At 68.6% G+C, this 24,810-nt stretch carries 20 protein-coding genes; 11 read left to right on the top strand and 9 right to left on the bottom strand.

All coding sequences use genetic code 11. The features are described from left to right. Window positions 1-17: 17 nt before the first annotated feature. Genes ACFQEV_RS01575 through ACFQEV_RS01585 form a run of 3 tightly spaced genes read right to left on the bottom strand, consistent with a single transcriptional unit; the run spans window position 18 to window position 2,625 of the window. Complete coding sequence (locus ACFQEV_RS01575; protein ID WP_379692150.1) at window positions 18-1,130, bottom strand: UxaA family hydrolase; 1,113 nt, start codon at window positions 1,128-1,130, stop codon at window positions 18-20. Continuing rightward, complete coding sequence (locus ACFQEV_RS01580; RefSeq protein WP_379692151.1) at window positions 1,127-1,441, bottom strand: UxaA family hydrolase; 315 nt, start codon at window positions 1,439-1,441, stop codon at window positions 1,127-1,129. The genes ACFQEV_RS01575 and ACFQEV_RS01580 overlap by 4 nt, the downstream gene beginning before the upstream one ends. Beyond that, window positions 1,438-2,625, bottom strand: coding sequence for a UxaA family hydrolase (locus ACFQEV_RS01585; protein ID WP_379692152.1), 1,188 nt, complete (start codon window positions 2,623-2,625; stop codon window positions 1,438-1,440). The genes ACFQEV_RS01580 and ACFQEV_RS01585 overlap by 4 nt, the downstream gene beginning before the upstream one ends. Before the next feature lie 114 nt (window positions 2,626-2,739). Between ACFQEV_RS01585 and ACFQEV_RS01590 the strand changes: the two genes are divergently transcribed. Then, window positions 2,740-3,405 (top strand): cyclase family protein, encoded by a 666-nt coding sequence (locus tag ACFQEV_RS01590; protein ID WP_379692153.1) that lies wholly within the window; start codon window positions 2,740-2,742, stop codon window positions 3,403-3,405. Between the two features lie 37 nt (window positions 3,406-3,442). Here the strand turns inward: ACFQEV_RS01590 and ACFQEV_RS01595 are convergent, their stop codons facing one another. The 3 genes from ACFQEV_RS01595 to ACFQEV_RS01605 form a co-directional block, all read right to left on the bottom strand. Continuing rightward, window positions 3,443-4,339 carry an ABC transporter permease gene (locus ACFQEV_RS01595; protein ID WP_379692209.1) on the bottom strand — a complete coding sequence of 299 codons (897 nt, stop codon included), beginning with the start codon at window positions 4,337-4,339 and terminating at the stop codon, window positions 3,443-3,445. Window positions 4,340-4,440: 101 nt separating this feature from the next. After that, window positions 4,441-6,039, bottom strand: coding sequence for a sugar ABC transporter ATP-binding protein (locus ACFQEV_RS01600; RefSeq protein WP_379692155.1), 1,599 nt, complete (start codon window positions 6,037-6,039; stop codon window positions 4,441-4,443). Between the two features lie 35 nt (window positions 6,040-6,074). Beyond that, window positions 6,075-7,328 (bottom strand): sugar ABC transporter substrate-binding protein, encoded by a 1,254-nt coding sequence (locus tag ACFQEV_RS01605; protein ID WP_379692156.1) that lies wholly within the window; start codon window positions 7,326-7,328, stop codon window positions 6,075-6,077. A gap of 202 nt (window positions 7,329-7,530) precedes the next feature. Between ACFQEV_RS01605 and ACFQEV_RS01610 the strand changes: the two genes are divergently transcribed. The 8 genes from ACFQEV_RS01610 to ACFQEV_RS01645 all read left to right on the top strand — a co-directional run bounded on the left by ACFQEV_RS01610 (window position 7,531) and on the right by ACFQEV_RS01645 (window position 16,695). After that, window positions 7,531-8,835 carry a four-carbon acid sugar kinase family protein gene (locus ACFQEV_RS01610; RefSeq protein WP_379692157.1) on the top strand — a complete coding sequence of 435 codons (1,305 nt, stop codon included), beginning with the start codon at window positions 7,531-7,533 and terminating at the stop codon, window positions 8,833-8,835. After that, on the top strand, window positions 8,819-9,838 hold the full coding sequence (pdxA, locus tag ACFQEV_RS01615) for a 4-hydroxythreonine-4-phosphate dehydrogenase PdxA (RefSeq protein ID WP_379692158.1): 1,020 nt from the start codon (window positions 8,819-8,821) through the stop codon (window positions 9,836-9,838). Before ACFQEV_RS01610 ends, pdxA begins: the two co-directional genes overlap by 17 nt. A 73-nt stretch (window positions 9,839-9,911) precedes the next feature. Further along, window positions 9,912-10,418, top strand: coding sequence for an LUD domain-containing protein (locus ACFQEV_RS01620; RefSeq protein ID WP_379692159.1), 507 nt, complete (start codon window positions 9,912-9,914; stop codon window positions 10,416-10,418). Then, on the top strand, window positions 10,415-12,619 hold the full coding sequence (locus ACFQEV_RS01625; protein WP_379692160.1) for an LUD domain-containing protein: 2,205 nt from the start codon (window positions 10,415-10,417) through the stop codon (window positions 12,617-12,619). The genes ACFQEV_RS01620 and ACFQEV_RS01625 overlap by 4 nt, the downstream gene beginning before the upstream one ends. A 71-nt stretch (window positions 12,620-12,690) precedes the next feature. Next, a complete protein-coding gene (locus ACFQEV_RS01630; RefSeq protein ID WP_379692161.1) occupies window positions 12,691-14,034 on the top strand; it encodes a nickel pincer cofactor-dependent isomerase, group 22 in 1,344 nt (447 codons plus the stop codon). A 65-nt stretch (window positions 14,035-14,099) separates the two neighbouring features. Beyond that, window positions 14,100-15,053 carry a mannonate dehydratase gene (locus tag ACFQEV_RS01635; protein WP_379692162.1) on the top strand — a complete coding sequence of 318 codons (954 nt, stop codon included), beginning with the start codon at window positions 14,100-14,102 and terminating at the stop codon, window positions 15,051-15,053. Window positions 15,054-15,139: 86 nt separating this feature from the next. Beyond that, on the top strand, window positions 15,140-15,922 hold the full coding sequence (locus ACFQEV_RS01640; RefSeq protein WP_379692163.1) for an SDR family NAD(P)-dependent oxidoreductase: 783 nt from the start codon (window positions 15,140-15,142) through the stop codon (window positions 15,920-15,922). A gap of 74 nt (window positions 15,923-15,996) precedes the next feature. Next, entirely contained in the window at window positions 15,997-16,695 is a 699-nt protein-coding gene (locus ACFQEV_RS01645; RefSeq protein WP_379692164.1) for a cyclase family protein, read from the top strand. A 46-nt stretch (window positions 16,696-16,741) separates the two neighbouring features. Here the strand turns inward: ACFQEV_RS01645 and ACFQEV_RS01650 are convergent, their stop codons facing one another. Next, complete coding sequence (locus tag ACFQEV_RS01650; RefSeq protein ID WP_379692166.1) at window positions 16,742-17,839, bottom strand: Gfo/Idh/MocA family protein; 1,098 nt, start codon at window positions 17,837-17,839, stop codon at window positions 16,742-16,744. Continuing rightward, window positions 17,839-19,014 carry an enolase C-terminal domain-like protein gene (locus tag ACFQEV_RS01655; RefSeq protein ID WP_379692167.1) on the bottom strand — a complete coding sequence of 392 codons (1,176 nt, stop codon included), beginning with the start codon at window positions 19,012-19,014 and terminating at the stop codon, window positions 17,839-17,841. Before ACFQEV_RS01655 ends, ACFQEV_RS01650 begins: the two co-directional genes overlap by 1 nt. 716 nt (window positions 19,015-19,730) lie before the next feature. Between ACFQEV_RS01655 and ACFQEV_RS01660 the strand changes: the two genes are divergently transcribed. Continuing rightward, window positions 19,731-21,416, top strand: coding sequence for a TCP-1/cpn60 chaperonin family protein (locus ACFQEV_RS01660; protein WP_379692168.1), 1,686 nt, complete (start codon window positions 19,731-19,733; stop codon window positions 21,414-21,416). A gap of 57 nt (window positions 21,417-21,473) precedes the next feature. On the opposite strand, the gene ACFQEV_RS01665 is transcribed toward ACFQEV_RS01660, so the two are convergent. Further along, on the bottom strand, window positions 21,474-23,030 hold the full coding sequence (locus ACFQEV_RS01665) for a TCP-1/cpn60 chaperonin family protein (RefSeq protein WP_379692170.1): 1,557 nt from the start codon (window positions 23,028-23,030) through the stop codon (window positions 21,474-21,476). Between the two features lie 138 nt (window positions 23,031-23,168). On the opposite strand from ACFQEV_RS01665, the gene ACFQEV_RS01670 reads away from it, so the two are divergent. After that, window positions 23,169-24,743 carry an ABC transporter substrate-binding protein gene (locus ACFQEV_RS01670; RefSeq protein ID WP_379692171.1) on the top strand — a complete coding sequence of 525 codons (1,575 nt, stop codon included), beginning with the start codon at window positions 23,169-23,171 and terminating at the stop codon, window positions 24,741-24,743. The last annotated feature ends 67 nt before the right edge of the window (window positions 24,744-24,810 follow it).

Below are 24,810 nucleotides of genomic sequence, written 5' to 3' on the forward strand. Positions count from 1 at the left end.
CGGATGACGCGGCGGACTCACATCGAGGGTCCGACGCGCGTGATGGCGAACTCCGTGAGGCCGTGTCGCTCCGCGCAGCAGGGGTCGCCGTTCGCCACGGCGACCAGTGTCTCCAGTAGGTCGTCGGCGTCGGCGTTCGTCGCCTCCACGTCGATGTCGTCCGGAAGCGCCGCCGCCGTGCCCGGGTCGCCGGTCACCTTCACCACCGGGACGAGGGGGTGGCCGGCGAGGATGCCGTCGCCGGTGACGTGGACGACGACGTTCGCGCCGGCGGCGGCGAGGGCCGTCGTCGCCTCCGCGAACCGCGACGGCGCGTCCACGAGGGCGAGACCCTCCGAGATGCTCGCGCGTTCGCCGTACGAGAGCACCTCCGAGACGTCGCGTTCTCCCCACGAGCGAGTCACCTCGTCGAACGACCGCTTGCGGGCGAACCGACCGACTCGCGTCGCGCGCGGCGGAATGCCCTCGTGTCGGGCGAGGAGTTCGTCCACCGAGTCGCGGGCCGACTCCTCGGTCATCTCGCGCGCGTCGTCCGGGTGGGCGAGGACGCGTTCGTTGCCGGCGACGACGACTCGACCCCCGGCGGCGACGACGGCGCGGGCCACGTCGCCCACGAGGGGGTCCGCCACGTCCACCGTCGAGGTGTCGAGGTCGGTGGAGACGACGCCGAGCGTCAGGTCCCCGATGGTGGCGTCGGAGCGGTCCACGGAGCGCGATTCGACGAGTTCGGACGCCGCCTCGACGCCCCGTTCGACGCACTCGTCGGTGCCGCCGACGCCCTGTATCGACAGTTCTCGCACCGGGACGTCCCGCGACCGGAGCGCACCCGCCACGTCGTCGCTCTGGACCTCCTCGCACCCGAGTCCGACGACGAGGGTGCCCGCAACGTTCGGGTTCTGCGCCAGAGAGAGGAACGTCCGCCGCGTCTGTTCGTTGTCGGCCCCGAGTTGGGCGCAGCCGTGATCGTGCGGCGTCGAGACGGCGTGGTCAACGCGCGCGGCGATGCGGTCGGCGACGATGTGCGAGCAGATGACCGACGGGAGGACGAGGACGTTGTCGCGGACGCCGACGCCGCCGTCCCGCCGAGGGACGCCCTCGAACGTCCGCCCGGTGACGGAGGGGACGCTCACGCCGCCTCACCCCCGGCGGCCGCGCGGTCGCCGCGGCCGCGGGTGCTCTCGCAGTTGTGCGTGTGGACCCACTCGCCCGGCCCGACGGCGCGCGTCGCCGCGCCGATGACTTCGCCGTACTTCCGCACCTCGTCGCCGACGGCGAACGACTCCAACGCCACCTTGTGACCGAAGGGAACGTCCTCCGGGAGGGTGACGGTCCGACCGTCGCACTCGATTTCGGTTCCAGCCGAGAGGTCGTCCACCGCCGTTCCGACGTTGTCGGCGTCGCTTAGAAGGAGGAGGGCGTCGTCGAGAACGCGGCCCTTCATGCGCCCGCCTCCGCGTCGAGTTCCTGCGGTTGAATCTCGTTGATGGCGAACTCCTCTAAGCGCCGGTGCTCGGACTCGGTGCGCCGGCCGTCCGCGACGTCCACGAGCGTCTCGAAGACGCGTTCGCCGACCGACTCGACGGACTCGCCGTCGAACACCGTCCCGGCGTTGACGTCGACGTTGTTCGACATCTTCTCCCACGTCTTCGGGTTGCCGGTCACCTTGATGACCGGCGCGATGGGGTTGCCGGTGGTGCTGCCGCGCCCGGTGGTGAACGCTATCACCTGCGCGCCGCCGGCCACCTTGCCGACGACGCTCTCCACGTCGTATCCGGGCGTGTCCATGAGGACGAGTCCGCCGCCGACGGGCAGGTCCTCGGCGTAGTCCACGATGCCGCGGACGGGCGTCGTCCCGCCCTTCGAGATGGCGCCGAGGCTCTTCTCTTCGATGGTGGTGAGGCCGCCCTCCTGGTTGCCGGGCGTCGGTTGCGCGCCGCGGAGGTCCACGCCCATCAGTTCGGCCATCCCCTCGCGGGCCTCGACCCGTTCGAGGAGACGTTCCCGCGTCTCCTCGTCTACGCACCGGTCCGCGAGGATGTGTTCCGCGCCGATGAACTCCGGCGTCTCGCTGAAGCAGGCGGTGCCGCCCGCCTCGACGAGGCGGTCGCAGGCCGCGCCGACAGCCGGGTTGGCCGCGATTCCGCTGGTCGCGTCGCTCCCGCCGCACTCGACGCCGAAGACGAGTTCGGAGACGTCGGCCTCCTCGCGCCTGGCCCGTTGCGCCTCTCCGTTGAGGCGTTCGAGGCGGTCCGCGCCCTCCGAGAGGGCGGCCTCGGTGCCACCGGCCTCGCGTATCGTGAGCGTCTCGACGGCCCTCCCGCCGGCGGCGATTCCGTCGGCGATATCGTCGGCGTCGATGTCCTCGGTGCCGAGTTCGACGACGAGGGCCGCACCCACGTTCGGGTTCCGCCCGACGCCGGTCAACACTCGCTCGGTCTGTCGCCTCGCCGGGTCCGGTTGGCTGGTTCCGAGTTGGTGGGGCGTCGCCCGCGCCCACGCGCCGGCCTCCTCGGCGACCGCCGACGCGACGGCGGAGGCGGCGACCGATGTGGGGACGACGGCGACGTGGTTGCGGACGCCCACCTGGCCGTCCGGCCTGCGGTAGCCGCTAAACGTATGACCCATGGGAACGAGTGTCGATGACGAGCGTGTTAGTCTTTTCGCCGGTGCGACACGCACTACCGCACGGCTTCGGTGGCGAGCGCCAACCTATTAGTTCGCGACGCGAAAACGGGAGACATGGCCGATTGGGTAGACTTGACACAGTCGCTCGGTCCGGACTGTCCGACCCGCCCGCCGAACCGTCCGGCGCCGGAGTTCGAATCGTACGCCGACGTCGAGGCGGACGGGTACAACGGGACGAGACTCCACCTCGACGCGCACTGCGGGACGCACATGGACGCGCCGACGCACTTCCTCCCGGCCGACGAGGCACGGACCATCGACGAGGTGACGCCCGAGGAGATGGTGACCGAGGGCATCGTGTTGGACTTCACCGACCTGCCGCCCGGCGCCGAACTCGGGCGGGAAGCGCTGGAATCCGAGGCCGACCGGCGCGGCGTGCGGGCGGGCGACTTCGTAATCCTCGACTTCGGCAACCCGCCGCGGCCGACGGACGAGTACGTCCGCGAGTACCCGTATCCGTCGCGCGACGCCGCCGAGTTCCTCGTCGAACGCGAGGTGGCCTGCGTGGCGACGGACGCCCTCGGCGTGGACGCGCCCGGCGCGACGATAGCGGAACACGTCGTCCACCGGACCCTCTTACCGGCGGGCGTCCGCATCGTCGAGGGCGTGGCGAACCTCGAAGCGGTCGAACCCGGGCAGTACGACGTCATCTGCACGCCGATACCGTACGCGGGCCGAGACGGGTCGCAGGTTCGCCTCCTCGTTCGACCGAAAGCGTAGTTCGTCGTGGCGAGGAGAGGGAGCGTAGCGCCGTCCGTCACTTCACCACGTCTATCTTGTCGCGGTCAAGCGACATCCACACCGCGCCGATGACGACGAAGCCGAGGATTATCTCCTGGACGAACGACCCGATTCCGTTGAGGTCGAGTCCGTTCTGGAGGACCTGGATGACCATCACGCCGATGATGGTGCGGTGGGGGCCGCCGACGCCGCCGGTCAACGCGGTGCCGCCCATCACGATGGCGGCGATGCTGGGGAGGAGGAAGCCGTCGCCCATCGTCGCCTGCCCGGAGGAGATGCGGGCGGCGAGCAACGCCCCGGCGATGCCGCAGAGCAGTCCCGAGAGGACGAACACGCCGATCTTGTAGCGGTCCACCTTCACCCCCGAGAGGTCTGCGACTTTCTCGGATTCCCCCAGCGCGTATGTGTAGCGGCCGAACGACGTCTTCCACGCGATGAAGGAGGTCACCGCGTAGATGAGCAGTCCCCAGAGGACGAGGTTCGGAACCGTCGGGATCAGTTCGCCGGTCGCTATCCACTGGGCCTGTTCGTTCCGGAACGGGATGGACGACCCGTCGGTCAGAAGCAGCGCCGACCCCTGCGCGATGGAGAGCGTTCCGAGCGTCACGAGGAACGAGGGCAGTTTCAGTTTGGCGAAGATGACGCCGTTGGCCGTCCCCGCCGCCACGCCGACGAGGATGCCGACCGGAATCGCCAGGATGCCGATCTGATTGACCAGCATGGCGGTGACGACGCCGGTGAGACCGACCAACGCGGCCACCGAGAGGTCGATGCTCTGTTGGAGAATCGGGAACGTCCCCGCGAGGGCGACGAGCAGCAGGATCATGCTGTTCTTCAGGATGCCCATGAAGTTGCCGTACGTCGCGAACACGTCGCTGGTGAACGAGAACAACGCGACGAGGATGAACAACATCGCGAAGGGGCCGAGGTCCACCAACCAATCGCGGAGGTCCCGTCTCTCGCGTAACTGTTCGAACTTCTCCCGTGCGCCGTCGCCGATGGATGTTGACATCGTTAGATCATCTCCTGTATGACTTCCTCTTCGGTCGGTTTGTCGCCGGGCGGAGCCTCGACGACGTCAGCGATGCGTCCGTCTTTCATCACGAGGATGCGGTTGGCCATCCCGATGACCTCCGGCAGTTCGTCGCCGATGAACAGCATGGAGACGCCCTCGTCGGCCAACTCCCGGCAGAGGCGGTACACCTCCTCCTTCGCGCCGACGTCGATGCCGCGGGTCACGTTGTCGAGGACGAGGACCGACGCGTCGCGCATCAACCACTTCGCGAGGACGACCTTCTGCTGGTTGCCGCCGCTCAGCCGTTCGACCAACTCGCCGGTGCCGGGCGTCTTGATGTTCAGCCTCTCGACCGCCCGGTCGGCCAGTTCCTCCTCGCGTTCGAAGTCGACGAGGGGGAGCGACCGGCCGACCACCGGGACGTCGTCGCGCATCGACGGCAGGCCGATGCTCGGGAGCGACACGTTGAACCGGAGCGGTTGGTACAGGAGCAACCCCTCCGATTTCCGCTCCTTCGGGACGTAGCCGACGCCCGACTCGACCATCTCCGAGACGGTGGGGTTCTCGATTCGGTCGCCGTCGACGGCGACGGACCCCGAGTCGGGGGTGCTCGCGCCGCCGAGAATCCGGCCGAGTCGGGCCTTCCCCGACCCGTCCACGCCGACCACGCCGAGGATTTCCCCCCGCCGCAACTCGAAGGAGACGCCGTCGAGACCGTCGTCCGTCGCGAGTTCGTCAGCCGAGAGGGTCACGTCCTCCCCCGCGACCGTCCGTTGGGCGGAGACGTGGTAGTACTCCTCGGAGACGTCGCGGCCGACCATCGCTCGCTGGAGTTCGTCCTCGGTGGTCCCCTCCGCGGGGAGTTCGTCCACGACGACGCCGTCTTTGAGGACGTACACGCGGTCGCAGACGTCGAGCACTTCGTCGAGTTCGTGGGAGACGAACACGAACGAGGCCGTCTCGCGGAGGCGCGCTATCTGGTCGAACAGCAGGTCGCGACCCTCCTCTTCGAGTCCGGCGGTCGGTTCGTCGAGGAGGATTATCGGTCGCTCGACGTCGCCGAGGTAACTGAACGCCTTGGCTATCTCCAGCATCTGACGCTCGTTGAAGTCGTAGTGGGCGACGGTGTCGGTCAGGTCGAGGTCGATGCCGAGATCGTCGATGACGCCTCGGCCGGCCTCGCGCATCGCCCGCCTGTCGAGGACGCCGCCGGTGGTGAACCGGTCGAACATCCCGAGGTACATGTTCTCGTAGCCGGTGAGGTTCTCGATGACGTCCTGTTCCTGATGGACGAGCGAGATGCCCTTGCCGGCGGCGTCGCTCGGGTCCGAAACCGTCGTCTCCTCGCCGTCGAGGTAGAGTCGCCCCTCGTCGGGGCGGTGGATGCCGGTGAGAATCTTCAACAGCGTGCTCTTTCCCGCGCCGTTCTCGCCGACGAGGCCGACCACCTCGCCGGTGCCGACGGTCAGGGAGACGTCGTCTAGCGCGTCCACGTGACGGAACGACTTGGAGACGCCGTCGATGCGGAACAACTCCTCGCCGCGCGCGTCCGTCGCGGCGGTCGAGGGGGGTTCGTTTCGTTGTTTGTTGGAGGACATCTATGGTGTGATAGTGGGAGTTCCCGCGGGGAGTCTCACGCGTACGGGTCCGACCACCGGTCGGCGTACGTCTGCTCTACCTCGTCGAAGGGCTTCGACTGGTTGTACTCCTCGGGCAGGGAGTACCCGCTCGGTTTGTTGTCCTCCGTCCAGAGCAACTGGTAGAAGTCGCTCTTGCGGATGGGGACGAGCTTGTTCTGTGGGTCGAACGCGTCCTCGCCGGACTCGACGACGGACATCTTCTTCCAGTCGTAGGGCGGGTCCTCGGACCCGAACACGGCGTCGAGGTACGGTTGCGGTTTCAGGAAGCGGTCGTGGTCTATCTTGTCTTTCCACTTTGAGGGCTCTTTGACGACGAGCGATCCGCCGGAGAACATCATCCGTTCGGGCGTCTTCGGCCGCCACCCGTTGTGCCAGTCGTACGTCTTCGCCAGCGCCCACCCCGCCTGCCACGGCGGGTGCGAGGTGAACGTGGCGACGATGCGGGGACCGTTCTCCGGCGGGTTCTGAATCGCCTCCACCGTCTCTTGGATGCCGTCGTACCCCACGATGGGGACGTTCAGGTTGTTCTCCTGGCAGACGGTCAACACCCCCTGCGCTTCGGTGTCGTTCTGCGCGTAGACGCCGTCTATCTTGTCGCCGAACCGGGAGACGAAGCTCTGCATCGACTCACGCGACTTCTGGCGGTTCCAGTCGCCGGGGAGGGGGTCGCCGAGGCGCTTGATGTTCGGGTAGTCCTTCATCGCCTCCTCGACGCCCATGTTGCGGCCGTTCGCGCCGACGGTGCCCTTCAGGCCCGTCACGTGGACGAAGTTGCCCTTCCCCCCCATGGCCTCGAAGAGGATGCGGGCGGTCAACGCTCCCGTCCGCACGGGTTCGGGGATGTTGTACTGGACGAAGTGTTCGCCCGCGTCGAGGGGCGTGTACCACTTCCCCATCGCCCACATCTCCACGAACGGAACGCCCGCCTGGCCGGCGGCGTCGGCCAACGACGGGACGCCGGAGTCCTTGCTCGCGGTGCCGACGACGGCGTCCGCGCCGCCCGTCACCGCCGAGTCGAACTGCGAGAGCATGTCCGACGTACTCGCGCCGTTGGCCTGGATGTCGTGGTTGAGGCTCCACGCGTTCGCCGCCGTCTTGTACCCCTCGGCGAACGCCCCCCAGTAGTCGTTCTCCAGCGTCGGGGCCGTCGCGAACACTTGGTCGTACGAGGAACCGTCGCCGCCCCCGGTGCCGGTACCGTCGCCCCCGGAACTCCCGTCACCGCCGCCGCCGGCGCACCCGGCCAACCCTCCGAGTGCGGCTACCGACGCCCCTTTTATATACGCTCTTCTCCCCATAGTTGATATATTACTGTCATGGTCTACCATGCCAAACCACTGGAAACGCGGATTTGTAAATCTACCGGAGAAATGGACCGGCTTTCGGCCGAACACCGCTCCGTTTCGTTTCCGGGGTAGGTTTTTACGACTGCTCTCGGAACGCCGTCGCATGCAGCCTTCGGGACTCGTCGTCGCGGACGACCTGACCGGGGCGACCGACACCGGCCACGAGTTCGCCGCCCGCGGCCGCCGAACGCTCGTCTCCGCGCGAGGGGCATCGACCGACGCGGGCGCCCGGCCGGACGTTCGCGTCGTGGACACGGACTCCCGGTACGCCGACCCGTCGGACGCCGCCGCGAGGGTCGAACGCGCGGTGGGCGACGGCGGACACGCGTTCGTCTACAAGAAGGTCGATTCGACGCTCAGGGGGAACCTCGTCGCCGAGGTGGACGCCGCCCTCGGAGCGACCGGCGCGGACGTCGCCCTCGTCGCCCCGGCGTCGCCGCGGAACGGTCGCACGACCGTCGAGGGGTACCACCTCGTCGACGGCGTCCCCGTCGCGGAGACGGACGCGGGGAACGACCCGGAGAAACCCGTCGAGACGTCGCACCTCCCCGCGCGGTTCGCGTCGTCCACCTTCCCCGTCGTCCGACTGCCGGTGAACCGCGTCGCCGCGGGGGCGGCGGCCGTTGCCGACGAACTCGACGCGGCGGCGCGGGAGGGCCGAACGGTCGTCGTCGCCGACGCGTCGCACGAACGCCACCTCGAAGCGATAGCGGCGGGGGCGGCGCGGGCGGACTGCGCCGTCCTCTACGTCGGAAGTGCGGGCCTCGCCCGGTACGTCGAGACGCCGCCGCCCGCCGGCGACGGCCCGCCGCCGGTTCCGAGGCGGGAGCGGAGCGTCCTCTGCGTCGTCGGAAGCACGAACCCGGCGACGCTGGAACAGGTCCGCGCGCTGCCCGACTCGGCGGTCGTCCCCCTCGATTTGGAGGCGGCGGTGGAGTCCCCCGAAGCTGCGAGCGAGAACGCCGCGGCGGCGTGTGCCGACCGCCTGTCGCGTTCGGGCCTCGCCGCACTCGTCTCCGCCCCGGACGCCGACGCACCGGCCCGCGCCGTCGAGGCGGGGCGACGACTCGGCACCGACGAAGCCGCGGTGCGCGCCCGCGTCAGCGAGTCGTTGGCCGGGGCGGTGGCGCGACTGTGGGACGGTCGGGGTGAGAGCGGCCGCGGCGGCGACCCGCCGGAGTCGCTGTTCGTCACGGGCGGCGCAGTCGCCGCCGACGCGTTCGACGCGTTGGACGCGGCGGGCGTCCTCCTCGCCGGGGAGTCCGTCGAGGAAGGGATACCGCTCGGCCGCGTCGCCGGCGGGGGAGCCGACGGGACGCCCGTAGTGACGAAGGCGGGCGCGTTCGGCACGCCCGGGGCAATACGTAAGTGCGCCGCCCGTCTCGGGGGACGTGATGACTTCGAGTAAACCGCTCGTCGCCGTGACGATGGGCGACCCGGCGGGCGTCGGCGCGGAAGTCGCCGCGAAGGCGTACCCCGCCGCGACGGAGTTCGCGCGTCTCGTCGTCGTCGGCGACGCGGACGCGGTGCGGGCGGCCGTCGAGGCGTGCGGCGGCTCGCTCGACGTGCGCACGGTCGATTCCGCGGCAGAGGCGAGCGACGACCCCTCGACGCTGTCCGTCTTGGACGTGGACAACGTGGACGAACTCGCCTACGGCGAGTTGCGCGCGGAGTACGGCGAGGCGAGTCTGGCGTACGTCGAACGCGCCATCGAACTCGCCGTCGCTGGCGAGGTGGACGCCATCGCCACCGCCCCCATCAACAAGCAGGCGACGCGGATGGCCGGGAGCGACCACGCGGGACACACGGGCCTCCTCGCGGAGCGAACCGACACGGAGAACTACTCGATGATGCTCATCGAGGAGGACCTGCGCGTGACGCACGTGAGCACGCACGTCCCCCTCAGGGAGGCCTGCGACCTCGTGACGACGGAGAACGTCCTCGACACGATACGGGTGACCGACGACGCCCTCCGCGAACTCGGCGTCGAGTCGCCGCGGGTCGCCGTCGCGGGGTTGAACCCCCACGCCGGAGACGGCGGACTCCTCGGCGACGAGGACGACGCGGAGATAGCCCCGGCGGTCGAACGCGCCCGCGAGGAGGGCATCGACGCCGACGGCCCCCTCTCGCCCGATACGGTCTACGTCCGCGCGGCGCGGGGCGACTTCGACTGCGTCGTCTCGATGTACCACGACCAAGGGCACATCCCGCTGAAGATGCTCGGCTTCGACGGGTCCGGCGGCGTCAGCGGCGTCAACATGACCGTCGGACTCCCCATCGTCCGCACGAGCGTGGACCACGGAACCGCGTTCGACATCGCGGGCGAGGGCGTCGCGAGCGAAGAGAGCATGGTGGACGCCGTCCGCGTGGCGGCGACGGCGGTGGAGAACCGCCGGGCGAACGGCCGGTGAGGGCGCGCGACGTCGCAGTTGGCTCACACGTACCGTAGTAAGTGTTAACACGGTAGTGGCGGAAGAGCGTACTATGTCTATCGACGCGGTATCGACGTTCGAGTCGTCGCTCGCGGAGTTGGATGTGACGCTCACCCGCACCGACCCTGACGGGGTCGCGGACGCTCTCGCTGACGCGGTGGACGAACCCGCCGTCGGGACGCCCCTCGGGTTCGACGGCGTCTCCTTGGCCGAGACGCCGGTCGAGACGGACCTCACGCCCCGGCGAATCCGGGAGGCGGAGACGGGCGTCACGCCCGTCGGGCGCGCCGTCGCGGAGTACGGAACGCTGGTCGTGGAGTCGAACGCCGCCGGGAACGAACTCGTGTCGCTCTACCCGCCGACGCACGTCGGCGTCGTCCGCGAGAGTGACGTGGAGGCGGACGTCGAATCGACCGTCCCCTACCTCGCCGACCGGTTCGACGGCGGAGGGTCGGCGGTGTTCGCCACGGGCGTCAGTTCCACCGGCGACATGGGCGCGTTGGTCGAGGGCGTCCACGGGCCGCGCACCGTCCGCGTGATTCTCGTGGAGGGGCTATGAGCGCGCGGCGAGAGCGTCGGCGGAAGGCCGAGCAGATTCGCCACTTGCTGGAGACGGAGGGCGACGCCATCCAGGCGAACACCACCGTGTTCAACGAGGACCGCTACGCGGTGACCGCCGAGTTCGACGAGTACGAGGACCTGCGGACGGAGGCGCGAGAAATCAAGGAGGACGCCATCGAACGCCTGCCGGAACTGGTCGAGCAAGTCCGCGAGAGCGTCGAGGCGAACGGCGGGACGGTGTACGTCGCCGAGGACGCCGCGGACGCGAACGAGTACATCGCGAACGTCGTCGAGGAGGAGGGCGCCGAGACGGTGGTCAAGAGCAAGTCGATGACCACCGAGGAGTTGGACGTGAACGAACACCTCCGGGCGCGCGGGACGGACGTCTGGGAGACCGACCTCGGCGAGTTCGTCCTGCAGGTGGCCGAGGAAGCGCCCTCTCACCTGGTCGGCCCCTCGCTCCACAAGTCGAAGGCGGACGTGGCCCGCCTGTTCAACGAGGCGTTCGACCCCGAGGAACCGTTCGAGACGGCCCAGGAACTCACCGAGTTCGCCCGCGACTACCTCGGGGAGCGAATCCGCGACGCCGACGTGGGGATGACCGGCGCGAACTTCGTCCTCGCCGAGTCCGGCACCATCGCTCTCGTGACGAACGAGGGCAACGCCCGCAAGTCGGCTGTCACCCCCGACACCCACGTCGCCGTCGCGGGCGTCGAGAAACTGATTCCGGGCGCAGAGGAGTTACAGCCCTTTATCGAACTCATCGCGAAGGCGGCGACGGGCCAGCCCATCGCGCAGTACGTCACGATGCTGACGCCGCCCGTGGCGTCGCCGACGATCGACTTCGACGCCCCGGACGAACCCCTCGGAAGCGCCGACGAACGCGACTTCCACCTCGTCCTCGTGGACAACGGGCGCACGGAGATGCGCGAGGACGAACACCTCAGGGAGACGCTCTACTGCATCCGGTGCGGTGCCTGCGCGAACTCCTGCGCGAACTTCCAGCACGTCGGCGGCCACGCCTTCGGCGGGGAGACGTACACCGGCGGCATCGCCACCGGGTGGGAGACGGGCGTCCACGGCATCGACAGCGCCGACGACTTCAACGACCTCTGCACCGGATGCACCCGGTGCGTGGACGCCTGCCCGGTGAAGATAGACGTGCCGTGGATAAACACCGTCGTCCGCGACAGGCGAAATCAGGGGGCCGACCCCTCCCAGTTCGACTTTCTCGTCGAGGGCCTCACGCCCGACGAGGAACCCGGCGGGATGAGCCTCCAGAAGCGCTTCTTCGGCAACTTCGGGACGCTGGCGAAACTCGGATCCGCGACGGCACCGCTCTCGAACGCGGTTGCGAGCCTCAGCCCGGTCCGCACTGCGATGGACCGCTTCATCGGCGTGGACGCCCGACGCGACTTGCCGGAGTTCCAACGGGAGACGCTGGTCGATTGGTTTAATTCGCGGACGCCGCGCGCGCCGAACGCCACCGCCGACCGGAAGGTCGTCCTCTACGCCGACACGTACACGAACCACGTCCGCGTCGAGAGGGGGAAGGCCGCCGTCCGAACGCTGGAGGCCCTCGGCGCACACGTCGAACTCTCGGCGTCGATGGAGAGCGGGCGCGCCCCCCTCTCGCAGGGGATGATAGCGACGGCAACGGAGAACGCCCGCGCCGTCGCCGACGAGTTGGACCCGTACCTCGACGCCGGGTTCGACGTGGTCGTAATCGAACCGTCCGACCTCGCCGCGTTCCGCCGCGAGTACGAGAAACTGCTGGACGAGGCCGCTCACGAACGACTCGCCGAGAACGCATACGACGTGATGGAGTACGTCTACGGACTCCTCCGAAACGGCGCGGACGAAGACGTCCTCTCGGGGCCGACGAATCCCGTCGCCTACCACAGCCACTGCCAACAGCGAACGCTCGGCGTCGAGGCGTACACCGAGGCGATCCTCACCGAACTGGGTTACGACGTACTCACCTCCGACGCGGAGTGCTGCGGCATGGCGGGAAGTTTCGGCTACAAGAGCGAGTACTACGAACTGGCGATGGACGTGGGCGAGGACTTGCGCGAAGAGTTCGCCGACACCGACGACAGAACGCTCGTCGCCAGCGGAACCTCCTGCGCCGAACAGATGAGCGACCTGTTCGCCCGCGACGCCGTCCACCCCGTGGAACTCGTCGCGCCGGACGAGTAGAACCGCGTCGGCGTCGGTGTGACGCCGGAGTCGGCGTCAATTTTTTGCTCGCCGGAGCGGTTTGGTATGGCATGCCACAAAGTGACGGCTCTCGGGTGGGGCCGACGCCCGTTCCGGAGGAACCCGTTCTCGCCGCCTGCGGCGACACGTCGATTCCGGAGATGGGCGTCGTCGAACAGGTGTGGGAGACGGACCCGATACCGACCGACGAGATTCGGGGGCGCGCCGCCGACGCCGCGGGCGCGTTGGCGTTCGAGGGGGTGCCCGACGGCGGCGAGGTGGCCGTCGGCGCGGGCAGTCGCGGCGTCGCCAACATCCCCGACGTCGTCGGCGGCGTCGTGGACGGCCTGCGCGAACGGGGGTACGACCCGTTCGTCTTCCCGGCGATGGGGAGTCACGGCGGGGCCACCGCCGAGGGGCAACGGGGGATGCTCGAAGCCCTCGGGATGACCGAAGACGCCCTCGGGTGCGAGATACGCGCGACGATGGACACCGTCGTCGTCGGGGAGACGGCGGACCGGGGGGTGGAGGTGCACGCCGACGCGAACGCCGCCGCCGCCGACGCCATCGTCCCCGTCAACCGCGTGAAGCCCCACACGGACTTCGAGGGCGCGGTGGAATCCGGCCTCGCGAAGATGCTCGTCATCGGCATGGGGAAACAACGCGGCGCGAAGACGGCCCACCAGTGGGCCGCCGACTGGAGTTTCCGCCACATGCTCCCCGAAATCGCCTCGCTGTTGGTCGAGGAGTTACCCGTCGCGGGCGGCGTCGCCGTCGTGGAGGACGAACACGACGACACCGCCGTAATCGAGGGCGTCCCGCCCTCGGAACTCCTCGACAGGGAGGCGGAACTCCTCGAACTCGCGTACGACTACCTGCCGACGATACCGTTCGACGAGGTGGACGTCCTCGTGGTGGACCGGATGGGGAAGGACATCTCCGGGGCGGGGTTGGACACGAACGTCATCGGCCGGCGGGTGTACGGGAACGAACCCGAACCGGAGCGTCCGGACGTAAAGCACATCTACGTCCGCGGCCTCACCCCGGCCTCCCACGGCAACGCCACCGGCGCGGGGTCCGCCGACCTGATACACGCCGACCTGTTCGAGGAAGCCGACCTCCACGACATGCTGATGAACACGGTCACCGCGGGTACGTTGCGGAGTGCGCACCTCCCGCCGGCCGTCGAGACGGACCGCGCCGGACTCCTCGCTTGCCTCTCGACCATCGGCGTCGAGAGCCTCGAGGACCCGCGCGTCGTCCGCATCCGCGACACGATGCGGCTCGAACGCGTCGAGGCGTCGCCCGCCCTCCTCGCGGAGGCGCGCGAACGCGACGACCTGCGGGTGGTCTCGGACGCCGAACCCGTTGAGTTCGAGGACGGCCAGTTCGCGGAGGACGTTCTCGACGCCTGAGGCGCGTCTTCTCCGCCCGTTCGCCGGGGATGTAGTTTTTTGGCGGCTCGGCGGGAGAGAGGGGTATGGAACCGGCACTCATCCTGCCCGCAGAGCGTGACGAGCGATGGGACCTGGCGAAGCAGACGGGCGTCGAAACCGCGGTGTATCACTCCTTGGAGATAGGCGACGGGTCGCGCCCGTGGCGGTACGACGAACTCCTCGAACTCGTGCAGGAGTTCCGCGACTACGGCCTCGAACTCGGCGTCATCGAGGGGTGCGTCCCCATCTCCGACGACACCCGCCTCGGACGCGAGGGCCGCGACGAGGAGATAGCGCGGTTCAAACGGTACCTCCGGAACCTCGGCGAACTCGGCGTGCCCGTCGTCGCCTACGACTGGATGGCGGGCAAGCGGTGGGCGCGCACCTCCACCGCCCTCCCCATCCGCGGCGACTCTCTCACCACCGGGTACGACGACGAACTGATGGCGGGCGCGCCCGACCAAGAAATCGCGCCCGTGGACGCCGACCGGTTGTGGGACGCCCTCGAACACTTCCTGAACGAGGTGGTCCCCGTCGCCGAGGAGGCGGGCGTGAAACTCGCGCTTCACCCCGACGACCCACCCATCGACAGCATCCGCGGCGTGGACCGCATCGTCACCTCGCCGGAGAACTACGACCGGGTGATGGAGACGTACGACAGCGAGTACAACGGCATCACGTTCTGTCAGGGCAACTTCGCGGCGATGGGCGTCGACGTCCCCGAGACCGTCCGGCACTTCGGCGACCGAATCAACTTCGTCCACTTCCGCGACGTGGAGGGCGACGCCCGGAAGTTCGTCGAGACGTGGCACGACGACGGCCCGACGGACATGCGCGCCTGCATCGAAGCGTACCGCGACATCGGCTTCGAGGGGCCGGTCCGTCCGGACCACGTGCCGACGATGGCGGGCGAGGAGAACTCCAACCCCGGCTACATGACGCTCGGCCGCCTCTACGCGATCGGCTACCTGAAGGGACTGTTGGAGGCGACGGAGTAACGGCGAGAGCGAACGTTCGGACGCGCGAACGTCGGAGCGACCGGGCAAACGTATAACCGTCAACTCCGTGAATACCGGCGTGAACCATGGGACGGATTCGACCCGACTTCGCAGACGAGACGGTAATCGTGACCGGCGGCGCGTCCGGCATCGGCCGCGAGGTGTCCCTGCGCTTCGGCGACGCGGGCGCGACCGTGATCGTCGCCGACTTGGACGACGAACCGAAGGACGCCGACGTGCCGACGCACGAGGCCATCGAAGAGAACGGCGGCACCGCGGCGTTCGTCGAGACGGACGTGACCGACCGCGAGCAACTCCGTTCGCTGGTCGAGGCGGCCCGTGAGTTCGGCGGCGTGGACGTGATGGTGAACAACGCCGGCCTCATCGTGAACGGATCCATTCTCGAACTCGACCCCGAGGACTTCGACGCGATACACGCCGTCAACGCGAAGGGCGTCTACTTCGGGACGCAAGTCGCCGCCAACGACATGCTCGACAGAGAGGACCCCGGCGTCATCGTCAACACGGCGTCTATCAGTTCCAACACCGCGCAGTTCGAACAAGTGCAGTACGACTCCTCGAAGGGCGCGGTGCGGATGATAACCCGCGGGGCGGCCTTGGAGTTGGCCGAACACGGCATCCGCGTCAACGCCGTCGCGCCCGGCCAGATCGCCACCGAGTTCACCGAGGGGTGGTCCGAGGAGGCCCACGAGAGGGCCCAGAGCGGCGACCTGATCAAGCCGGTTCCGCTTGGGCGCGCCGGGACGCCCGAGGACGTGGCGAGCGCGTACCTCTACCTCGCGAGCGACGACGCCGACTACGTGACGGGCGAACTCCTCCACGTGGACGGCGGGTGGCAGATATTCTGAGCCGTCCGGTCGGGGATGGTTCTTTCCCGCCTCGTGCTAACAATTAACTCTTCGGAGGGAGACGTACCTCGCGTATGTTCCCGCCGGAGGAGATTATCGACCTGAGCAACCCGATAGCGGACGGGATGCCCGTCTGGCCGACGTTCCCGCCGTTCGACCTCGAACGGACCGACTGGGCGGCCCGCGACGGGTTCACGATGGAACGGACGGAGATGCGGACCCACACCGGAACGCACGTCGATTCGCCGCTTCACTTCATCCCCGAAGGGCGGTCGCTCGACGACTTCCCCCTCTCGAAGTTCATGGGCGAGGGCGTCGCTATCGACCTGACGCCGAAGGAACCGGAGGAGGCCATCACGGTGGACGACATCGAGGCGTTCGAGGACGAAATCGAGGCGGACGACGTGCTGATGCTGCACACGGGGTGGGACGAGTACCACGGACTCACCGAGGAGTACCTGTTCGAGTTCCCCTACCTGACGGCCGAGGCGGCGCAGTACTGCGCCGAGTTGGACCTGAAGGCGGTCGGAACCGAGGGCGCGAGCGTCGGCGGGTGGGTGGACGAGGTTCCCGCCCACGGCCCGAGCACCGACGTGGGCGCGGACGAGTCTCACCTGCCCCTCTTGGAGAACGGTGTGATACCGATCGAGGAGGTGCGTAACCTCGACCGGGTGCTGAAGGGCGCGGAGAGTCGCCGCGCGTACTTCTTCTTCCCGCCGTTGAACTTCCGCGGGACGAGCGGGTCGCCCGTCCGGGCGTTCGCCTTCCTCTGACCGCGTCGGGCCTCGAAAAACCGCGCGCTGCGCCGCGGTCAGACCCTCACCACGACGTGATCTCCACGTCCCGCAACGGTCGGTCGAGGGGGATATCCACCTGTCCGCCGGTGTAGTGAGAGACGTAGAAGGCGACGATTATCTCCAAGGACCGGGTCGCCTCCTCGCCCGTCGAGGGGTTCTCCGCCTCGCCGCGGAGCATCGCCTCGATATGTTGCGCGGCGTTCGGGAAGGCGTTCCGGTAGTCCTCGTCCCACGTCCACGCGCCGTCGATGCCCGGAAGCGGACGCTCGACGTGGTCGCCGTCCTCCAACGCCCAGTAGCGCCACTCGCCGTCGTCGTTGTTCAGGTAGAGTTTCCCCTCGGTCCCGACGAACGAGAGACTCATCGAGGAGATGTCGCGGGGGACGGTGCAGTCGACGGTGACGAACGTGCCGTCGTCCGTGACGACGTGGCCGCCGCCGCCGGAGTCGTCCACCTCCGCCGCCGCGCCCAGCGAATCGACCGCCTCGTTCTCGCCGGTGACGTACCCCGACACGCGGTCCGCGCGGGCGTCCAGCAGATAAACGAGAGTGTCCAACACGTGCGTCGAGTTGCGCATCAACTCCATCCGGTACTGCGTGCTGACGGAGCGAACGTCGCCGAGGATGTCCTCCTCGACGACCAACTCGCGGAGTCGCCGGAGTTTGTCGGTGAAGCGGAACGAGTGGTTGACGACGAGTTCCGTGTCCGTCTCCGCGCAGGCCGACACCATCTCCTCCGCGTCCGAGACGGAGGAGGCGATGGGCTTCTCGCACCAGATCACGTCGGGGTTCGCGTCCGAGCGGGCCGCGTCCACGACGTGGTCGCGGTGGAGGAACGACGGCGTGCAGACGGACACAACGTCGAGGTCCTCGGCTTCGAGTATCGCCTCGTGGCCGACGTACCGCCGTTCGTCGGGGATGTCCCACGCGTCGCCGAACTGCGCGAGTTTCCCCTCGTCCACGTCGGCGACGGCGACGAGTTCTATCTCCTCCGCCTCGCCGTACCCGCCGGCGTGACTCGCCCGGACTTTCTCTCGGCCTATCTGTTCCTCGTCGTGCATGCCGAGGATACCCATCCCCGCGATTCCGCCCGTGCCGATGATTCCCGCCTCGAAGGTCATCACTCGTAGACGTGGACGCTTCCGGTCTTGTTCTCCTCGACGTAGTCCCAGTCGTACTCGACGCCGAGTCCGGGGCCGTCCGGCACCGGCACCGTCCCGTCGTCGTCGATGGTGTCGAACATGTCGGAGTAGTCGCCCTCGTACACCGGCGGTTGGGTGTTCTGCGCCTCCGGGTGGACGAGAGCGAGTTCGTAGTAGTTCGCGTTGCGCGTCGCCGCGATGCAGTGCCTCTGCGCCGGGCCGGGCGCGTGGTACTCCACGTCGAGGCCGAACCCCTCCGCGACGCGGGAAATTTTCATCGCGCCCGTGATGCCGCCGTCGTACTCGGGGTCCGCGCGGACGAAGTCCGTCGCGCCGTTGGCGATGAAGTCCGTGTGCGGTTCGAGTCCGCGGACGTGTTCGGTCTGCAGGATGGGCGTCTCTATCATCTCGCCGAGTTTCTTGTGGGAGTGCTGGGAGATGCCGCCGTCGCGGTAGGGGTCCTCGTACCAGAGGTAGTCGTACTCGTCGCAGGCCCGTCCCACCTTCAACGCGTCCGCGAACGTCTCCAGTTCGCAGGCGGGGTCGCACATCAGGTCCATCTCGTCGCCGACGCGTTCGCCGACGGCGCGCACCGTCTCCACCTCCCGGTTCACGTCGCGGGCCTCGTCGCTTCCGCCCCACCCGTGAATCTTGAATCCGGGATAGCCCGCCTCCAGACACTCCTCGGCGAAGTCGGCGTACGCCTCCGGCGAGTCTAACCCGCCGTTGTCGTCGGCGTGGTAGGTGGAGGCGTAGGCCGGGAGTCGCGTGCGGTAGGTGCCGAGGAGTTCGTGGATGGGCGCGTCGTAGTACTTCCCGGCGAAGTCCCACAGGGCGATGTCGATGGGGCCGATGCCCATGCGGTCGTACTTCCGCAACGCTCGCTTCACTTCGCTCCAGTGGCGTTCGCGTTTGAGGGGGTTCTTCCCGACGAGGTAGTCCGCGAACGTGTGTATCTGCGCCGCACCCGGGGAGTTCCCCCCGACGTACTCGCCCGTGATGCCCTCGTCGGTGTGGACCTGTATCGCGAACAGTTTCCGCTCCGTCGTCGTTCCCGGTTCGTACGAGAGGTTGAACCCGTTCCCGTCGGTGCCCACGTCCTCCAGTGGGTACCGGAACTCCGTGCTTTCTATTCGCGTGATGGTCGGCGCCATAAGTCGCCCGACACGGGGGACCGTAATAAATGCTGGTTCGCGCCGCGGGATCGAAGGCGGCCGCGTCGGACGGTCGGACCCGAACGACGCCGAGTCCGGGAGTTCGTTCACCATCGTCGCACGCGTCTCGCAGACCGCCGGACCACGCGGTGTTCGCCGCCGACAGTCTCGAAATCCGACGCGCCGTTACACGACTACACCTGTAATACGGATGCAAGTTAGCAAGAACTAAACCGCTCGTTCGGCGGCCGACGAGGGACGGCGCGAACCGACACGAAGGTGATGAATCGCCTTCTCGAAGCGTATCGAATACCGCATCGGCGACGAACGAGCGACGAAAATCAGTGTCCGGAAAGTGTCCACGCCTCGAAACTATCGCGTGTCGAGTACGTTTACCGATGATGAACGACAGCATCGAGAACCAGACAGTCTCTCGACGGAGAGCGTCGAACCGGAACGCAGAAACGCCGCTACGCCGTTCCTCGGGGAGTATCGGTGCGAACGGACCGTCCGAAACCCCCACGGAGCGGCGACCGGTCGTGGTAGCTATTCGCACACATGTGCGATATCGTCGCACGTCCGGGCGGTCCTCGGGCGCGGCGGGCGTCGTCGGGCGGTGCCCTCGGGTGAGCGACGACCACCCGTCCGTCGTCTTCGGCTCGCACGTCCGCTCACCGTCACGTAAATTTATATCCCGTGATGTGCTTCGCCAAGGCATGGCACGCGACGACGGGGAACGGACGGGCGCATGGCTCACCCGCGACGAGGCGGCGCGGGAGTACGTCGTCGAAGCGGCGCGGGCGGTCGAATCGCTCGTCGCCTCGACGTACGGCCCCGCCGGGGGGACGACCCTCGTCGAGACGGTGGACCCGCAGGACGTCCCCGAAACCGTCGTGACGAGAGACGCCGGGCACCTCCTCGAAGCCATCGAACGCGGGGGCGGGTTCGGCCACCCCGTGGCCGCCCTGTTCGTGGACGGACTCGACTCGGTGCGGCGGAGCCTCCGCGACGGGACGACGGCGGCGGCGCTTCTCGCGGCGAGACTCCTCGATTCGGGCGCGGAGTTGGCCGGAGACGGCCTCCATCCCGGCAGCATCGCCGTCGGGTACGCGATGGCGGCCAACCGCGCCGGGGCCGTCTTGGACGACTTGGCGCGTCCGGTCGAGGCGACGGACCGGGAACTGCTCTCGCGGGTGGCCGCGACGGCGATGACCGCGGACCTCTCGGACCGGCGGCGGCGCGAGTACGCCGACGCCGTCTCCGCGGCCGTCTCCGGCCTCGCCCGCGAGAGCGACGACGGGTGGTTCGACACGGACGACATCACGGTGCGGACGCGGGTAGACGCCGAGTGTACCCTCTCTCGGGGCCACGTCGTGCGTCGCCGTCCCGGCGCGCACGAGACGAGCGAGCGGAGTCGCCTCTCGTTCGACTGGTCGCCGTCCGTCGAGGGCGTCCTCGCGGACGCTCGGGTCGCCGTCCTCGAACGCGACATCGACGTGGAGGAGTCGGCGACGAGTTTCGGACGGGAGGGTCGGTCCGGCGTGACGCTCGACTCCGCGGGGTCCGTCGCGGCGTACGTCGAGGGCCGCGACGCCGCCGTCGAGTCCGTCGCCGCGGGGGTGGCCGACACGGGCGCGGACGTGCTGGTCGTCCGGGCGGAACTCGACGACGAGGTGAAGGCCGCCCTCGAAGCGCACGGCGTCGCGGTCATCGACCGGGCGCAGTACCCGAAATCCGATATCCACCGCGTCGCCCGCGCGACGGGGGCCACCGTCGTCGGCCACGTCTCCGACCTCGACGAGTCGAAACTGGGTCGGGCGGGGCGGGTGTCCGAACGGCGCGTCGGCGACGAGAAGTGGGCGCACTTCGACGAGTGCGACGGCCCGGTGTTCACCCTCCTCGTCGGCGCTCCGACGGAGAAGGGCCGGACGACGCACGAACGGCTCGTCTCCGACGCAGTGGAGACGACGGCTATCGCCGCGATGGATGGACAGGTGCTCCCGGGGGCCGGCGCCGCGCCGGTCGCAGTCGCGCGCGACCTGCGGGAGTTCGCCCGCGGCGTCGAGGGGAGAGAGCAGTTGGCCGTGGAGGCGTTCGCGGACGCCTGCGAGTCGCTGATGACGACGCTCGCCCGGAACGCCGGGTACGACCCCCTCGACGTGCGGGCGAACCTCCGGAACGCGCACGCCGAGGCGGCCGAACGCCCCGCGCCCCTCGGCCTCGACATCGCCACCGGCGAAGCGGCCGACGCGTGGGAGATGGGCGTCGTCGAACCGCGGCGCGTCTTCTCGCAGGCCGTGGATACGGCCGTCGCGACGGCCGAGCAGTTGGGAACGGTCGACGCCGTCGTCGCACCGGGCGTCAAACCCGGGCCGTTCACGCCGCAGACGGAGCACGACTGACGGCGGGCGAAGGAGGGAGAAGCCGAGCGAAGGCGAAAGGAGGAGCGGAGAGCCGACTCATCTGGCCGCCGCGGTCGAATCCCCGTCAGAGAGGTCGTTCGCCGGAATCTGTCTGTCGATGCGGAGCAGTTGCGTCGCCAGTTCCGTCGCCGAAGCCACGGCGTCGCGCTTGAGGCCGAGCGGGTCTGCGACGGGTTCGCCGTCCAGAACGTCTCGAATCTCGCCCGCGAGGGCGTCCACGCCGACCGAGGACCGACCCTCGTCGTGCGCGACGCGGAGGCGGATGACGCCGGACCACCCGTCGATGCCCGCGCTCTCGGCGAGTCGCCGCGGCACCGTCGCGAGCGCTCTGCCGAACGCCTCCACGGCGAGTTGCTCCCGTCCGGCCGTCCCCCGCGCCGCCGCCCTGACCGCGCGTTCGAGGCCGATTTCGGTCGCGCCGCCGCCGGGCACGACGCGTTCGTCTTCGAGTGCCCGGAGCGTCGCGGCGACGGCACTCTCGGCGCTTCTTTCGAACGCGGCGACTGACCGCGGGTCGGGGGCGCGACAGACCAGCGTGAACGTCGGCGCGTCGTCGCCCTCGACGTAGACGAACTCCCGACCGGCGAGGCGTTCGACGCGCACGTCCGCCCGCCCCATCGTCTCGGGCGTCGCCTCCGCCAGGGAGGGGACCACCCGCCCGCCGGTGTGCCGGACGAGACGCGCCATCGTCTCGTCGTCCACGCGGTCGATTGCGGCCACGCCCGCGTCGGCGAGCCGCGTCTTCACGCGGTCGTTGACGCCCCCCTTCGTCGCGACGAACCGACACCCGGACGCGACGGCCGACGAGAGAACGCGGCGGAACTCCTCGCGTTCATACTCGCCGATGGCGGCCCGGTCCTCGAAGGAGTCCGCGTCGAGCGAGAGGTCGTAGTCGACCGACTCGGTCGCGCCGCCGAGTTTCGGAACGTCCACCGTCGAGGAGAGGAGGGCGACGCCCGCGTCCGGCAGGCGGCGCGGCATGGCGTCGGAGACGAGTGGCGTCTCAACGACGACGCCCGAGACGAGACCGGTGTCGCCGACGCCGCCGAGGCGCGCGAGGACGGCCACGTCTCCGCGTCCGCCGGTCGGCGAGTCCGACGCCGTCACCGTCTCGGCGGCGTCGGCCACCGCTTCGCTCACGCGCCGCCTCGTCATCGGGTTCCGCGTCCCGGTGAGCGCCGTCCGCGCGACGGCCTCCGGGCCGACGGCCGAGAGGGGGCGCGCGCGGGATTCGAGGTGGTCCTCGGCGACCGAGAGCGCCTCTCCGTACCCGCGGGCGACCGTCGTCGGATGGAGGCCCCGGTCGAGTAACTCGTCGGCCTCACGGAGCAACGCGCCCGTCAGAAGCGTGAGCGTCGTCGCGCCGTCGCCGTGTCTCTCGCGGAACTCCTCGGCCGCCCGTTCGAGGAGCGTCGTCGCCGGGTCGTCCAGTTCGAGGCGGTCCAAGAGCAGCGACCCTGAGGAGGTGGCCGTCACCCGTCCGCCCGACTCCACAACGAGTTTGTTCGTCCCGAACGGACCGAGCGTCGTCCCGACGAGTTCGCAGACGCGGTTCGCGTCATCGAGTAGCGCGTGCCGTGCGTCGGAGTCCATGGTCGCGCAGTCTTCCTCCCCGCTCATAAGTCTGCGGGACGAAACGGTCGGATTCGTCCGGTATCGGCGGACAAACGGCGAGAAATTGGTGCCCGCGTGAGAAACATTTATTATCACCGTCTATCATGTGAATACACGATGTCAAAGAGTAGCACGAGTAGCAGGGAGAGCGCGGACCGCGCCGAGGGGCGGGCCGGCACCGAACCGTCGCGGCGGGACTTCGTACGGGCGACTGCCGCCACGGCGACGGTCGGCGCACTCGGTGCACTCGCGGGGTGTAGCGGCGAACAGGGCGGAGGCACGCCGGAACCGAAAGGAGGGGGCGGTGGAAGCGGATCGGGCGGCGACACGGGTTCGGACTCGGGCGGGTCCGAGAGCGTCACCGTCGACTACCTGAGCGCGCAGGCCGTCGAGAACGCCGCGATGAAGTCGCACTTCCAGGAGTCGATGAAGACGTTCGAGGAGAAGAACGGGAACGTCAATGTGAGCCTCCAGACGGCATCCTACGGGGACATCCGGTCGAAGCTCTCCTCGACGGTGTCGTCGGGTAACCCGCCGACGTTCGCCGAGGCCGGCGGCGGCGGCTTACAGTTCTACCTCAACGACAAGGTTCCGGACCACAAGCCGTTCATCGAGTCCACCGACTCGCTTCCGGACGACTTCACGGCGGCGAACAAGGAGTCCGCACAGTACCGCGGCGAGTACTGGTCGGGCGGCGGAATGCGCAATACGAACAGCAACCTCGGGATCAGCCCGAAACTGTTCAGTCAGGCGGGCGTCAGCAACCCGGAGAAGGAACTCTCGACGTGGAGCGGGTTCCTCGACGCGGTCAAGCGCGTGGACAAACAGACCGACGCCATCGCCTACGAGGAGACCGGCGTGCCCGGCGACCTCGAATCCTACTGGGGGTACGCCCGGACGGCGTACACCGAGGGGACCGACCCGTGGATGCGCCCGGGCGACAATCCGGACAACCCAACCATCGTCGTCGCCAACCAAGACCACGAGGACCGCGGGAAGACGGACGGGATGATAAAGACCTGCGTCAAGATGGCGAACCAGTTCAGTAGCCAGGAGGCGGCCCAACGCGGCGACGAGGACATTCCGTCGCTCATGCTGACCGGGAAGGTCGCCTCGTTCAACTACGCGGTACCGACCGCCAGTCGGTGGACCGCCACCAAAGACGACGTCAAGTTCGGCTGGCAGGGCGGCAACGGCGACTTCATGCTCCTCCCACACCCGAAGGTCGATCCCCAGTTCGGGCAGAACTTCGGAATCAGCGACCTCGAAGGCGTCGAGGGGCAACACGGCGGCCACATGTGGGCGCTCGAACAACAGCAGTGCATCTTCCAGGCCAGCGACGCGAAGCAGCAGGCCGCGTGGGACCTCAACATGTTCCTCTTGAGCGACAACGAGTTCGTCCTGCCCGCCTGGGGCGAACACTACGAGGCGATTCCGGGTCTCAAGACGAAACTGCAAGCCGTCCTCGACGAGTACGACCTCGCACAGAGCACGGAGCAGGCGTACAAGAACGCCGACAAGTACGGCGTCCAGTACTCCACGACGGGCGCGTCGTGGGACGTGCGCGACGTGGACCCGATTCGGTGGACTGACATCAACGAGACGATCAGTCAGGCCATCGCGGGGCAGCACTCCGCCGAGAAGACGCCGAAACTCATCCGACAGCGCATGAAGAAACGACTCGGGCAGTAAGCGCGTCTCGGAACCCCGCGACCGCCTCGCCTCGGCGCAAATAGCGGCGATTAGCCGGTCGTACGCC

The sequence above is a fragment of the Halopelagius fulvigenes genome, from assembly GCF_042662625.1.
Classification (GTDB): Archaea; Halobacteriota; Halobacteria; order Halobacteriales; family Haloferacaceae; genus Halopelagius; species Halopelagius fulvigenes.